11 protein-coding genes and 1 pseudogene are annotated in these 13,761 nt (G+C 65.8%); 6 read left to right on the top strand and 6 right to left on the bottom strand.

Annotation, left to right across the window (positions count from 1 at the left end; translation table 11 throughout):
- The first annotated feature begins 7 nt into the window (after positions 1–7).
- The gene (dprA, locus tag VNC39_RS06560; protein WP_325397387.1) at positions 8–1,147 is read left to right on the top strand and encodes a DNA-processing protein DprA; all 1,140 of its coding nucleotides are present in this window, start codon (positions 8–10) and stop codon (positions 1,145–1,147) included.
- Positions 1,148–1,160: 13 nt separating this feature from the next.
- Positions 1,161–3,878 carry a type I DNA topoisomerase gene (gene topA / locus VNC39_RS06555; protein ID WP_325397385.1) on the top strand — a complete coding sequence of 906 codons (2,718 nt, stop codon included), beginning with the start codon at positions 1,161–1,163 and terminating at the stop codon, positions 3,876–3,878.
- A 60-nt stretch (positions 3,879–3,938) separates the two neighbouring features.
- On the opposite strand, the gene VNC39_RS06550 is transcribed toward topA, so the two are convergent.
- From VNC39_RS06550 to VNC39_RS06535, 4 genes are all read right to left on the bottom strand, one after another.
- Positions 3,939–4,439, bottom strand: a complete 501-nt coding sequence (locus VNC39_RS06550; protein ID WP_325397383.1) for a hypothetical protein — start codon at positions 4,437–4,439, stop codon at positions 3,939–3,941.
- Between the two features lie 142 nt (positions 4,440–4,581).
- Positions 4,582–4,764 carry a hypothetical protein gene (locus VNC39_RS06545; RefSeq protein WP_325397381.1) on the bottom strand — a complete coding sequence of 61 codons (183 nt, stop codon included), beginning with the start codon at positions 4,762–4,764 and terminating at the stop codon, positions 4,582–4,584.
- Between the two features lie 25 nt (positions 4,765–4,789).
- On the bottom strand, positions 4,790–6,355 hold the full coding sequence (locus tag VNC39_RS06540) for a cisplatin damage response ATP-dependent DNA ligase (RefSeq protein WP_325397379.1): 1,566 nt from the start codon (positions 6,353–6,355) through the stop codon (positions 4,790–4,792).
- Entirely contained in the window at positions 6,352–7,335 is a 984-nt protein-coding gene (locus tag VNC39_RS06535; protein ID WP_325397378.1) for a ligase-associated DNA damage response exonuclease, read from the bottom strand. Before VNC39_RS06535 ends, VNC39_RS06540 begins: the two co-directional genes overlap by 4 nt.
- An 89-nt stretch (positions 7,336–7,424) precedes the next feature.
- Between VNC39_RS06535 and VNC39_RS06530 the strand changes: the two genes are divergently transcribed.
- Genes VNC39_RS06530 through VNC39_RS06515 form a run of 4 tightly spaced genes read left to right on the top strand, consistent with a single transcriptional unit; the run spans position 7,425 to position 12,650 of the window.
- Positions 7,425–9,893, top strand: a complete 2,469-nt coding sequence (locus tag VNC39_RS06530; protein WP_325397376.1) for a ligase-associated DNA damage response DEXH box helicase — start codon at positions 7,425–7,427, stop codon at positions 9,891–9,893.
- Positions 9,890–10,585 (top strand): ligase-associated DNA damage response endonuclease PdeM, encoded by a 696-nt coding sequence (gene pdeM / locus VNC39_RS06525; RefSeq protein ID WP_325397375.1) that lies wholly within the window; start codon positions 9,890–9,892, stop codon positions 10,583–10,585. The genes VNC39_RS06530 and pdeM overlap by 4 nt, the downstream gene beginning before the upstream one ends.
- Positions 10,582–11,982: a cryptochrome/photolyase family protein gene (locus tag VNC39_RS06520; RefSeq protein ID WP_325397373.1), complete on the top strand. Its 1,401-nt coding sequence runs from the start codon at positions 10,582–10,584 to the stop codon at positions 11,980–11,982. The genes pdeM and VNC39_RS06520 overlap by 4 nt, the downstream gene beginning before the upstream one ends.
- Positions 11,979–12,650 carry a metallophosphoesterase gene (locus VNC39_RS06515; protein ID WP_325397371.1) on the top strand — a complete coding sequence of 224 codons (672 nt, stop codon included), beginning with the start codon at positions 11,979–11,981 and terminating at the stop codon, positions 12,648–12,650. The genes VNC39_RS06520 and VNC39_RS06515 overlap by 4 nt, the downstream gene beginning before the upstream one ends.
- Positions 12,651–12,814: 164 nt before the next feature.
- On the opposite strand, the gene VNC39_RS06510 is transcribed toward VNC39_RS06515, so the two are convergent.
- Positions 12,815–13,447 carry an MBL fold metallo-hydrolase gene (locus VNC39_RS06510; protein WP_325397368.1) on the bottom strand — a complete coding sequence of 211 codons (633 nt, stop codon included), beginning with the start codon at positions 13,445–13,447 and terminating at the stop codon, positions 12,815–12,817.
- Positions 13,444–13,761, bottom strand: a pseudogene (locus VNC39_RS06505) (serine--glyoxylate aminotransferase); the annotation flags it as partial. The pseudogene VNC39_RS06505 and the gene VNC39_RS06510, both read right to left, overlap by 4 nt.

Here is a 13,761-nt window from a genome sequence, read left to right as displayed (position 1 = left end):
TACCGCCATGACCGATTTTGACCGCCTGCATCTGATCCGAACGGAAAGCGTAGGGCCGGTCACTTATCGGCGGCTGATGGCGCGGTTTGCCACACCGCGGGAGGCCCTGGCGGCGCTGCCCGAGCTCGCCCGCGCCGGCGGCCGGGCTGCTGCGCCGGCGATCCCCGCCATCGCAACGGTCGAAGCCGAATTCCGTGCCGTGCAGCGTCTGGGGGGGCAAATGCTGTTCCTCGACGGTCCGGACTATCCCCCGTTTCTCGCGCAACTGCCCGATGCCCCGCCGGCGATTGCGGTGCTGGGGGACCCCAAAATCCTCTCCGCCCGTGCGGTGGGCTTGGTCGGGGCACGTAATGCTTCGGCCAACGGCATGCGGTTCGCGGAGACGCTCGGTGCGGAACTGGCCGCAAGCCTGGTCGTAGTTTCCGGCCTCGCGCGCGGCATCGACGCGGCCGCCCATATCGGTGCCTTGCGGGCGGGAAAGACCGTCGCCGTCATCGCCGGCGGGCTCGACATGCCCTATCCGCCGGAGCATGCCGTTTTGCAGGCGCGCATCGCCGAACAGGGCGCGGTGGTGGCGGAAGCCCCGCTCGGCACCGCGCCGGTCGCCAAACATTTCCCCAAGCGCAACCGCATCATCGCCGGGCTGGTTCTGGGGCTGGTGGTGGTCGAGGCGGCGGCGCGCTCCGGCTCGCTGCTCACCGCGCGCCTCGCCAACGAGGCGGGGCGCGAATTGTTCGGCGTGCCCGGCTCGCCGCTCGACCCGCGCTCCGCCGGCGCCAACGACCTCATCCGCCAGGGCGCGCATCTGACCGAATCAGCCGCCGATGTGCTGGCCAATCTGCCCGATCTCCCGGGCCGCGAAGGCCTGTCCCGAGATCCGATGTTCCAGCGCGTGGCGCCCCCCGGTTTCGCTGAGTTGCCGATGCCGCTCTTGGGTGCCGACGATCGGGCGGACGAAGCTGAACTGGCCCGTGGCCGTCGTCTGGTCCTGGAGATGATCGGCACCGATCCGGTCGCAGTTGACGAGATCGTCCGGCGCTGCCAACTGTCGATGAGCGCCATTACGGCGGTCCTGCTTGAACTAGAACTCGCGGGAAGGGTGGAAACCCTTGCCGGCAACCGGGTGGCACGCCACGTAGACCCATGAACGGAAATGGTTTTTGACTGATATCGTCATTGTCGAGTCCCCGTCCAAAGCCAAGACTATCAATAAATATCTGGGCGACTCATATAAAGTATTGGCTTCGTTCGGCCATGTGCGCGATCTGCCGGCGAAGGATGGTTCAGTCCGTCCCGACGAGGATTTTGCCATGCTCTGGGAAGCCGATGAGCGCGGCCAGAAGCATATGGGCGAGATCGCCCGGGCCCTGAAGGGCGCCGGCACCCTCTATCTGGCGACCGACCCGGATCGCGAGGGCGAGGCGATTTCCTGGCATGTGCGCGCGATGCTCGAGGACAAGAACGCCCTCAAGGGCGTGAACGTGCTGCGCGTCACCTTCAACGAAATCACCAAATCCGCGGTGACGGCGGCGATGGCCGCGCCCCGCGCGCTCGACCAACCGTTGATTGAGGCCTATCTCGCCCGCCGCGCGCTGGATTACCTGGTGGGCTTCACGCTCTCGCCGGTGCTGTGGCGCAAGCTGCCCGGCAGCCGTTCGGCCGGGCGCGTGCAATCCGTGGCGCTGCGGTTGATCTGCGAGCGCGAGGCGGAGATCGAGGTTTTCCGCCCACGCGAATATTGGACCATCGAAGCCGGCATGGTGACGCCCTCCGGCGCGCCCTTCCCGGCCCGCCTCACGCATTACCAGGGCAAGAAGCTCGACCAGTTCGACCTCGGCGACGAGGCCAAGGCGCTGGCCGCGAAGCAGGCGGTCGAGGCCGGGAACTTCACGGTTGCCGCGGTCGAGAAAAAGCGTACCCGCCGCAACCCGCCGCCGCCGTTCATCACCTCCACGCTGCAGCAGGAAGCGAGCCGCAAGCTCGGCTTCTCCTCGCAGCAGACGATGCGCCTGGCGCAGCAGCTTTACGAGGGCGTGGAAATCGGCGGCGAGACGGTCGGCCTGATCACCTATATGCGAACCGACGGCGTGACGCTCGCGAAGGAAGCTGTTGCCGCCTTGCGCGCGCAGATCAAAGGTGACTTCGGGCCGGATTATCTGCCGGCGGCGCCCCGCGAATATGTCTCCAAGGCGAAGAACGCGCAGGAAGCGCACGAGGCGATCCGCCCCACCGACGCAAGCTTGAAGCCCGAGCGTGTCGCCCGGATGCTCTCCTCCGAGCAGGCGCGGCTGTATGAGCTGATCTACAAGCGCGCCATGGCCTGCCAGATGCAGGCGGCGGAGCTCGACCAGACCAGCGTCGACATGACCGATGGTAAGGGCCAGACCCTGCGCGCCACCGGCTCGGTGCTCGCCTTCGACGGGTTTCTGCGCCTCTACCGCGAGGATCTCGACGATCCGGCGGAGGATGACGACGCGCGGATCCTGCCGCCGATCGGCAAGGATGACCCGCTGAAAACCGCCAAGGTCGAGGCCAACCAGCATTTCACCCAGCCGCCGCCGCGCTTCTCCGAAGCCTCATTGGTGAAGAAGATGGAAGAGCTCGGCATCGGCCGGCCGTCCACCTACGCCTCGATCCTGGGCGTGCTGCGCGACCGTAATTATGTGCGCCTCGAGGCGCGGCGCTTTATCCCCGAGGATCGCGGCCGCCTCGTTACGGCCTTTCTCACCAGCTTCTTCTCCCGCTATGTCGATACCGGCTTCACCGCCAATCTCGAGGAGCAGCTCGACGAGATCGCCGAGGGCAACGCGCAATGGCGCGATGTGCTGCGCGCCTTCTGGAGCGATTTCTCCGAGGCGGTGGCGCAGACCAAGGAACTGAAAATCTCGGATGTGATCGACGCGCTGGACGCCGATCTCGGGCCGCATTTTTTCCCCGCACGTGAGGACGGGTCCGACCCGCGCTCCTGCCCGGCTTGCGGCACCGGCCGCATCGGGCTGAAGCTAGGGCGCTTCGGCAGCTTCATCGGCTGTTCGAACTATCCGACCTGCCAATACACGCGCAAGCTGGCGGTGGATGGCGGCGAGACGCCGGATGACACGCTGAAGGACGGCATGCGTCTGCTCGGCCAGCACCCCGAGACCGGCGAAGACATTACCCTCAAGCGCGGCCCCTACGGGCTTTATGTGCAGCAGGGCGAGCCCGACCCGGCCGACAAGAAGGCCAAGCCGAAACGGGCCTCGCTGACGCGCGGCATGAGCCCCGAGACGCTGACCCTGGAGGACGCGCTCGGGCTTTTGTCCCTGCCCCGTTTGGTCGGGCTGCATCCGGAAACCGGGCAGAAGATCGAGGCGGCGGTGGGGCGGTTCGGGCCTTATGTCAAAATGGGCGCGATCTATGCCTCGCTCGACCGCGATGACGACGTGCTGCATATCGGCCTGAACCGGGCGATGGATTTAATCGGCAAGAAACAGGATTCGATCCGCAGCCTGGGCGAGCACCCCAAGGACAAGGAGCCGGTGGTCGCGCGCAAGGGACGGTTCGGCCCCTATGCGCAATGGGGCAACATGGTCGCCAATCTGCCGAAAGGCACGGAACTCACCGATGTGACTTTGGATGAGGCCGTGGCGCTGCTGGCGGAAAAAGGCAAGGTGCTGGCACCACGGGGCCGCAAGGGCGCGGCCAAGAAGACCGCCAAGAAGCCAGCCACGGCTCCAACTGCCAAGGCCAAAGCGCGCCCGGCGGTGAAAAAAGCTGCGGCGGCAAAAGTTCCGACTGCGAAGGCGGCGGCCAAACCGGCTGCGAAGGCGGCGGCTAAACCAGTTGCAAAAGCGGCGGCCAAGCCGGCGACGAAAGCGAAGGTCAAAGCCGCGCTATAATGCCAAGTGGCGCGGGACGGTAAAAACCGGTCCCGCTCGCCGGTCAGCGGCGTCGAATGCTCACACCGAGCGCCGCTGGGCTTCCTTCTCGGAATCGTCGGAGGATTCCACGACCTTCTTGGTGAATTTCCCGCTGTTTTGCAGGCTCTCCTGGGCCGCTTCGGCGGATCTGTCGGCCATGTTCTGCGCTGCCGCCCCGGTTTTCTCGATCGCTTCATCGGCGGTCTCGGTCAGCATATGCGTCGCTTCATTGAAGCCGCTGCGCAACTCCTCGGTCACTTCCCGCATCATGGTGATCATGCGGTCGAATTCCTGAAACGCACCGTCGCTGTGGCCGCCATCCTCGCTTCTCGTGTTGAGGCGGGCCATCCGGCTCATGAGCAAATCCTGGCCGAATTGCATTTCCAGCCGCGCCGCGGACATCATGCCGTGCAGCATTCGCTCCTGCGCACGCAAAACCCTGAGGCCGGTCAACTGCCAGTTACGCACGAAAGTCTCGGGCATTACCGCCATCGCCGCACGGGCCCGATCCTGCGCGGCATCGTGTCTTGAAGTTTCCATGCTTTCCTCCTCCACGGGTGACAACTATACGCATCCCAGGGGCCGGCGGATAATGAAGATTGTTGTCCTAAAGGAGCATTTAACGAAACAGCCATGCGATGGAGAGGTCCCTTACGAACGATTTTAGGGACGTAGCCCTCGGCTATTTCATTGTCGTTTCATGATCCGGCCGGTTCTGTTCAAACCAGCCCACCATTACAACAAGCCGTTGCGAAATCGGAAGGCTTCTTTCATGAACAAAAGGAAGTCTTTTGCCGCATTGGGCCCGTGCCGTTTTAATGTCTCCGCCCCAGCGCAATGAAAGTTTTTGCGCCGCTTTTTTCAAAAAGCGGCTGCTTTCTTACTTCCTCCTAAACAATGAAACCCCGCACGGTCTCCAACCGGTCGGCCTCCGCCGCCGGCTTGTCAGTTCGCAGCCGCAATATGCGCGGAAAGCGCAAGGCAACGCCGGATTTATGGCGGGTGGAAAGCTGCGCGGCATCGAACCCGACCTCGAACACCAGGCACTTTTCCACTTCGCGCACCGGGCCGAAGCGTTGTGTGGTGTGGTTGCGGATCCAGCGGTCAATAAAGATCAGCTCCTCGTCGCTGTAGCCGGAATAGGCCTTGCCGACCGGCACCAGCTCGCCCTTTTCGTTCCAAACGCCGAACGTGTAGTCCGAGTAATAAGACGAGCGTTTGCCATGGCCGCGCTGCGCATACATCAGCACCGCATCCAGGCTGAGCGGCGCGCGTTTCCATTTCCACCAGGCGCCTTTCGGGCGGCCGGCGAGATAGGGGGAGTCTCCAAGTTTGAGCATTAACCCTTCGATCGCCGCCTCGCGCGCACCCTCCCGCAGCGCGGCCAGATCCTCGAGGCCGGTGAACGCGATCAGCGACGACAGATCCATTCGCGCCGGCTGTTGCATCGCGAACCAGGCTTCCAGCCGGGCGCGGCGCGCGTCGAAAGGGCGCGCGCGGAGATCTTCGACGCCGTCGAACAGAATGTCATAGAGCCGCACGCCGACAGGAAATTTTGCTTGAAAGGCAGCGGAGACAATCTTGCGCCCGAGCCGCTGCTGCAGATCGCTGAACGGCGCCACCGCGCCGTCGCGGATCACCAGCAGCTCGCCGTCGAGTACCGCGTGGAAATTCATGGCTTCGAGAATTTCCGGAAAAGCGCTAGAAATATCGTCGGCGGTGCGGGTGTAGAGCCGTTTGCCGTACGGGGTCGCGACCAGTTGCACGCGCACGCCGTCCCATTTCCATTCCGCGCGATGCGCCGCCCAGTCCAGGCGCGAGAGCTCCGGCGCCTCGAGCGGATGCGCCAGCATCACCGGGCGGAAGACCGGCCGCTCTTGCGTGTCCGGCTTGGCCCCCTTTCCTTCCAGCCAGGAGAATAAGTCTTCATAGGGCGGCTCCAGCCCGTGCCAGACTTCCTCGACCGCCTGCACCTCCACCCCGCCCATCTCCGCCAGCGCCAATTGCGCCAGCCGCAGCGAGGCGCCGACGCGCAAGCCCCCGGTAATGAGCTTGATCAAAGCGATGCGGGTGGAAGGATCGCATTCATCCAGCCAGAAGGAGATCAGCCCCGGGATTTTGTCGCGCGGCGCATTGTGCAAGGCGCGGATGACCGAGGGCAGGTCCGGCGGATGAGGCGTGCCGGTGCCCGGCCAGATCAGCGCGATCGTTTCCGCGAGGTCGCCGATGAAATCGTAGGACAGCTCGAACAGGAACGGATCTGTGCGCGCTTGCGCCAGCGCTTTCAGCACGGCCGGTTTGGCGCCGGGGAAATCCAGCGCCCCGGCGATGGCGGCCAGCGCGTAGCCGCGCTCCGGATCCGGGCGGCCGGTGAAATAGGCAAGCAGCAGGGCGATCTTGGTGTTGCGCGCGGGGGCGTAGAGCAGCCGCTCCAGCAGCTCGGCGAACGCCTTCATTCCTCATCCTCGTAGCCGATCAAGGACAGCGCCCGCGCGCGGATCTGCATTTTGCCCGCTTCGTGGATCAGCGCTTCCTCGGCGCCGTGCGTCACCCAGATTTCCGGGGCCTGCGTCTCGCGGATGGTGCGCAGCAGATCGTCCCAGTCGGCATGGTCGGAGATGATCAGCGGCAGTTCCACGCCGCCGGCCTTGGCGCGCTGGCGAATGCGCATCCAGCCCGAGGCCATGCACAGCACCGGGTCTTCCAGCCGCCGCGCCCAGCGGTCGGCCATGGCGGCGGGGGGCGCCAGCACCACCGCGCCGCGCAGATCCGCCTTCGCGGCAACCGTGGCCGGGCGGAGCTCGCCCAGCGCCACGCCCAGCGCCCGGTAGGCGTCGCACACCGGCATATGCGCGCCGTGCAGATAGATCGGCGCGTCGTAGCCGCCTTGCCGCAGCATCGCGATCACGCGTTGGCATTTGCCCAACGCGTAGGCGCCGATGACATGCGTGCGCTCCGGAAACAGCGTGATCGAGTCCAGGAGGCGCTTGATTTCGTCTTCCGCCGGCGGGTGCCGGAACACCGGCAGGCCGAACGTCGCCTCGGTCACGAACAGGTCGCAGCGTACCGGCTCGAAAGGTGCTGCGGTCGGGTCCGGCTGGCGCTTGTAATCGCCCGACACCACCGCGCGGCTGCCCCGGTAATCCAGCACCACTTGCGCCGCGCCGAGCACATGCCCAGCGGGCACCAGGGTCACACGCACGTCGCCGATGGCGAGCGGTTCGTGATAGGCTAGCGCCTGCTGCCGCGCCCCGGCCCGTTCCGCGCCCATGCGGGTGCGCATCAGCGCCAGCGTCGCCGCCGTGGCGAGCACATGCTCATGGCCCGGCCGCGCATGGTCCGAATGGCCATGGGTGATCACCGCGCGCGGGACCTGGCGCAGCGGGTCGATGTGGAAATCGCCCGGCTGGCAGTACAGGCCCTGCTTCGTCGGCATGAGCCAGCTTTCCGGGCGCGGGGTCAAAGCGGGGTCGTTGTCCACGTGAAGCTTGTAGAACAAACCATGAAAACACCATATGGTGCAGCATGGCCGCCCTGCCAGCTCATTTTGCCGCCTGGTTCGCCAAAAAAGGCTGGGTCCTGCGGTCGCACCAGCATGAAATGCTCGAGGCCGCCGCCGACGGGGTGGATGCGCTGCTGATCGCCCCCACTGGTGCCGGCAAAACCCTGGCGGGTTTCCTGCCCAGCCTGGTGGATTTGTCCGCGCGGCCCGGGCCCGGCCTGCACACGCTCTATGTCAGCCCGCTGAAGGCGCTGGGCACAGACATCGCCCGCAACCTCCAGGCCCCGGTTGACGATCTGGCGCTGCCCGTCACGATCGAGACCCGCAGCGGCGACACGCCGGCGAACCGCCGCGCCCGGCAGCGCGAAATGCCGCCGAACATCCTGCTCACCACCCCGGAATCGCTGCATCTTCTCCTCACCGACGAAAACAGCGCCGTCTTTTTCCGGACATTGGCTTGCGTGGTGGTCGACGAGGTGCACGCTCTGGCCGGCACCAAGCGCGGCGACCAGCTCGCACTTTGCCTCTCCCGGATCAGAACGCTCTCCCCGGCCCGTGTCGTCGGGCTTTCGGCCACCGTCGCGCACCGCCAGGCGATGCTGGATTATATCGGAAGCGCCGCGCGGCTGGTGGAGGCCGCCCCGGGCGCCGCCCCGGAGGTAAGGCTGCTGCCGCCGCCGGGCACCATTCCCTGGTCCGGCCATATGGGCTTGCAGGCCGCCGGCGCGGTGCTGGCCTGCATCAGGCAGGCGGGGATGACCATCGTGTTCGTCAACACCCGCGCCCAGGCGGAGCTGCTGTTCCAGGAGATCTGGAAGCATAACGAGGAGAACCTGCCGATCGCCCTGCACCATGGCAGCCTGGATGTCGCGCAACGCCGCAAGGTGGAGGCGGCGATGGAGGCCGGGCGGCTGCGTGCCGTGATCGCCACCTCCTCGCTCGATCTTGGGATCGACTGGGGCGGCGTGGACCAGGTGGTGCAGGTCGGCGCGCCGAAAGGCGTCTCGCGCCTGCTGCAGCGGCTGGGCCGCGCCAACCACCGGCTGGACGAGCCCTCCCGCGCGGTTCTGGTGCCGGCCAACCGGTTCGAGGTTCTGGAATGCGAGGCGGCGATGGCGGGCGTGGCCGCCCAGGCGCTGGATGGCGACCCGCCCGGCCCCGGCGGGCTCGACGTGCTGGCCCAGCATATTCTCGGCATGGCCTGCGCCGGCAAATTCCTGCCCGACGATCTGTTCGCTGAAATCATCACAGCCGCGCCCTACGCCCAGCTTTCCCGCAGCGATTTCGACGATGTGTTGCGCTTCGTCGAAAATGGCGGGTACGCCCTCGCCGCTTATGAGCGCTATCGCAAGCTGTTCCGCGATGCCGAGGGCTATGTGTACGTCGCCACTGAACGGGTGGTGCGCCAGCACCGGATGAATATCGGCACCATCGTCGAGGCGCCGATGCTGAAAATCCGGCTGGTGGGCAAAAAACGCGGCTTCGGCGTCCCTCTCGGCGAAGTGGAAGAATATTTCGTCAACCTGCTCACGCCCGGCGACAGTTTCATGTTCGCCGGCCGCCTGCTGATCTTCCTGCGCCTGCGCGACACCGTGATCGAAGTCGCCGAAGGGCGTGGCAAGGAGCCCAAGGTCCCCGCCTATGAAGGGGCGCGGATGCCGTTGACCACCAACCTCGCCGCCCGCGTGCGCGCCATGCTGCACAATGCCGGCGCCTGGGGCGGGTTTCCGCCGGATGTGCAGGAATGGCTGATGCTGCAGCGCCGCCGCTCCCGCCTGCCCGGCCCCGACGGGCTGCTGGTGGAGAGTTTTCCGCGTGGCCGGCGGTGGTACATGGTGGTGTACGCCTTCGAGGGGCGCAATGCGCACCAGACGCTGGGCATGCTGCTGACCCGCCGCATGGAGCGGTTCGGCCTGCACCCGCTCGGCTTCGTCGCCACCGACTACGTGCTTGCCACCTGGTCGCTCGAGCGGCCTTACGACATCGACCGGCTGCTGGAAGAGGATCTGCTCGGCGACGATCTGGAAGCCTGGCTGGAAACCAGCTCCATGCTGCGCCGCAGCTTCCGCCAGGTGGCGGTGATCGCGGGGCTGATCCCGCGCCACCAGCCCGGCGCCGATAAAAACCGCCGCCAGGTGACGGTGAATTCAGACCTGATCTACGACGTGCTGCGCAAGCACCAGCCCGACCATATCCTGCTCCGCGCGACTCGGTCCGACGCCGCCAGGGGCTTGATCGATCTTGGCCGCATCGCCGCGCTGCTGCGCCGGGCGCGGGGCAGGATCACGCATATGGTGCTGAGCAGGGTTTCGCCCCTTGCAGTGCCGGTGCTGCTGGAAATCGGCCGCGAACAGGTTCAGCACAGCGCCGCCGAGGAGTTTTTGTTAGCAGAAACCGAGGCTCTGGTTGCGGAAGCGACATTGGAAAGCCCCACGGAACGAAAATTTATTCGTAGCCCACGCGTGCGGAATATGCTTGTTGACCCGCCATGACCGCCGCACCGCTACATTTCCGTGACGAACGGCTGATGTTAGACCCCGCGGGCGCCGCCTTCTGGCCGGCCAAGCGGGTGCTCATCGTTGCCGACCTGCATTTCGAGAAATCCACCTCGCTCGCCGCTCGTGGCGTACTGCTGCCGCCCTATGACACGCGCGCGACATTGGAACGGCTGAACCGCCTGGTGCGGTTGTACCGGCCGAAAAAGGTCATCGCCCTGGGCGACAGTTTTCACGACCGCAGCGCCGCCGGCCGGCTGAGCCAGGACGACCGCGCGCGCATCGAGGCGATGGCCCGCGAGGCGCAGTTCATTTGGATCGCCGGCAACCATGATGCCGGGCCGACCGGCATGCCCGGCCTGTCGGTGGCGCAATATCGCGAAGGCCCGTTCACCTTCCGCCACCAGGCCCTGCCCGCCCTCGGCCCGCGCGAGATCGAGATTTCCGGCCATTTCCACCCCAAGGCCAGCATCGAGGCCCGCGCCAAGCGCGTCAGCCGCCCCTGCTTCGTCACCGACGCGACGCGGCTGATGCTGCCCGCCTTCGGCGCCTATACCGGCGGGCTGGACGTGCACGACCCGGCGATCTCCCGGCTGTTCCCGCGTGGCCTGCGCGTGTTCCTGCTTGGCCAGGATCAGCTCTTCTCCTTCGCCCTGGAGCAGCTTGGCCGCATGGCCGAGGTGGCATGACATCGAGCCTCATCTGGTTTCGCAACGATCTGCGGCTGGATGACAACATAGCGCTCGCCGCCGCGCGGGCGGCGGGCGAAAAAACCCTCGCCCTCTATATCCTCGATGACACGATCGGCGCGGCCGCGCGCTGGTGGCTGCATCACTCGCTCGCCGCTCTCGCCGCGGACCTGCAGGCGCGCGGCGCCATGCTGGTGCTGCGGCGTGGCAATGCCGCTGAGATCATCCCTGAACTGGCGGCGGAAATCGACGCCGGCAGCGTGCATGCGGCGTGCAGTTTCAGCCCCGCCCTGCGCCGGCGGGATCAGGCGTTGGAAGAGGCGCTGGGGCGACGCGGCATCGTTTTCCACCTTCACCCCTCCGCCAGCCTGTTCGCGCCCGGCCAGATCCGCACCCGGACCGGCGGTCTCTATGGTGTCTACGGCCCCTTCGCGCGGGCCTGTTTCGAGACTGGCGTGCCGCAGGATTTTGTCGCGGCGCCGGCGCATATTCCCGGAGTCACGGGGGTAAAATCAGACCGGCTGGAGGATTGGGGCCTCCTGCCGCGCCATCCCGATTGGGCCGGCGGCCTGCGCGAAAGCTGGACCCCGGGCGAGGCCGGCGCGCAGGCAAGGCTGCAGGCATTCCTGGCGGGGCCGGTGCAGAATTACGCGACGGCGCGCGATCATCCCGGCCTTAACGGGACGTCGAAACTCTCGCCCCATGTGCATTTCGGCGAGATCTCTCCGCGCCGGCTCTGGCACGTGGCGGCCGTCGCCGGGCCGGGCGACGGGGTGAAAAAATTCCGCGGCGAACTGCTCTGGCGGGAATTCTCCCTCAACCTGCTCTGGCAGCATCCGGATTTGCGCCGCGAACCGATCCGACGGGAATTCGCCGCCATGCCCTGGCGGCACGACGAAAGCGCGCTGCGTGCCTGGCAGCGCGGCCGGACCGGCATTCCCATCGTCGATGCCGGCATGCGCGAATTATGGCAGACCGGCTGGATGCATAACCGCGTTCGCATGATCTGCGCCTCTTTCCTCACCAAACACCTGCTTCTGCCCTGGCAGGAAGGGGAAACATGGTTCTGGGACACGCTGTGCGAAGCCGATGAGGCGGCGAACGGCGCCTCATGGCAGTGGGTGGCCGGCTGCGGCGCCGACGCCGCGCCCTATTTCCGGGTGTTCAACCCCGTGCTGCAGGGGCGCAAATTCGATGCAGATGGCGCCTATGTGCGCCGCTATGTGCCCGAACTCGCCTTGCTGCCGGACGCCGATATCCACGCGCCTTGGGAAGCCAGCGCCGAAACCTTAGGCCGAGCCGGCGTGGAGTTGGGCAAAACCTATAAGCTGCCGATCGTCTCCTTGAGCGAAGGCCGTGCGCGCGCACTCGCCGCCTATGCGCGGATCAAAGCATGATCCCCGCCGGCGTTCCCCTGCGCGTGGTCGGCGACGTGCATGGCGATTCGCGCGCCTTTGCCCTGGCCGCCGAGACCGACCGCTACATCGTGCAATTGGGCGATTTGGTGGATGATGGGCCGGACACGCCGGGGGCGCTCGCCATCATGTTCCGGCTGATCGACGAGCAACGCGGCATGTTCCTGCTCGGCAACCATGATTTCAAACTGGCGCGCGGCCTGCTCGGGCATCACGTGACGGGTGATGCCGTGGAACGCACTTTGGCGGAACTGCCGCTGTCCATGCACAAGCGCACGCTGCAGGAAATCATGGACGCGCCGGCCTGGGTGGCGACGCCGCGGGCTTTGTTCGTGCATGGCGGGTTTCACCCGGCGATGCGCCGCCAGCCGCCCCCGCCTTTCCCCACGCGCCGCCCCGACCCGCTGCTGGCGCGCGCTCTGTTCGGCCAGACCACCGGCCGCGCCACGGAAGCCGGAAGGCCCGAGCGCCTGCTGGACTGGATCGAGGATATCCCCGCCGGAATCACGGTGTATTGCGGCCATGACCGCCGCAGCCAGGACGGCCGCCCCTATATCCGCGACAATGCCTCCGGCGGCCGCGCGGTGTTTCTGGACACCGGCGCAGGCAAAGGCGGGCATTTGTCGTGGATGGATATCGAGCCGGTTTGAGGCACAGAGGCAGGAAAGCGAGAAAGGAAGGCTACTTTTTGTGAACAAAAAGTAGCAAAAAAACTTTGCTATGCTGGGCCTCAGGCTGCGTCAGCGCCAACGCCCATGGCCCGGCATAACAAAAGTTTTTTGCTTCTTTTTTTTAAAAAAGAAGCGCTTCCTTTCTAACGAATGAACGGGTTGCTCTGCCGCTCCGCGCCGATCGTGGAGGCTGGGCCATGGCCGCAGATGAAGGTGAAATCATCCGGCAGCACCATCAGCTTTGTCTTGATTGCGGTGATCAGCGCCGCGGGATCGCTATACGGGAAATCCGTGCGGCCGACCGAGTTGCGGAACAGCACGTCGCCGAAAATGCCGAAATTCAAGGCGCGGCTGACGAACACCATATGGCCCGGCGTGTGGCCCGGGCAATGCAGCACGTCGAAGGACACGCCGGCGATGGTGATGACGTCGCCTTCCTTCAGCCAGGCATCCGGCGTGCAATTCTCGGCCCGGAAACCGAAGGAATCCGCCTGGATTTTGATGCTGCGGAGCAGGAAATCGTCGGCCTCGCCGGGCCCTGTGATTTTCACGGCGAACTTGCCCGCGAGTTCGGCGGCACCGCCGGCATGGTCGAGATGGCCGTGGGTGAGGAAAATATCCTTCACCTGCACATCTTCCTGGGCGATGGCGGCGGCGATCGTGGCGGCATCGCCGCCGGGATCGATCACCGCCGCGTCCTTGGTCTCGCTGTCCCAGATCAGCGCGCAGTTCTGCTGGAACGGGGTGACCGGGATGATTTTGACCTGCAACGTCATTTTGCGAGCGACTCCATCGCCGCCATCACGCCACCTTTGGTGTGCGGCATGCCCACCTCGCCCAGGGCGATTTCCACCGTCGCGAGGGTGCCGAGGATCATCGCCTCGTTCAAATCGCCCATATGGCCGATGCGGAACACCCGGTTGGAGAGCGCACCGAGCCCGCCGCCGGTGGAAACATTATAGCGCTCGAGCAGAACCTTGCGCAGTCTTTCCGCGTCATGGCCTTCCGGCACCTCGAACGTGGTGACGGAGTCCGAATAGCGGCTCGGGTCGCGGCAATAGAGCGTCGGGCCCTGATTGCCGCCGCCCCA

Source organism: Acidocella sp. (assembly GCF_035535915.1).
Taxonomy (GTDB): domain Bacteria; phylum Pseudomonadota; class Alphaproteobacteria; order Acetobacterales; family Acetobacteraceae; genus Acidocella.
This window is presented reverse-complemented; position numbering and strand designations above follow the sequence as displayed.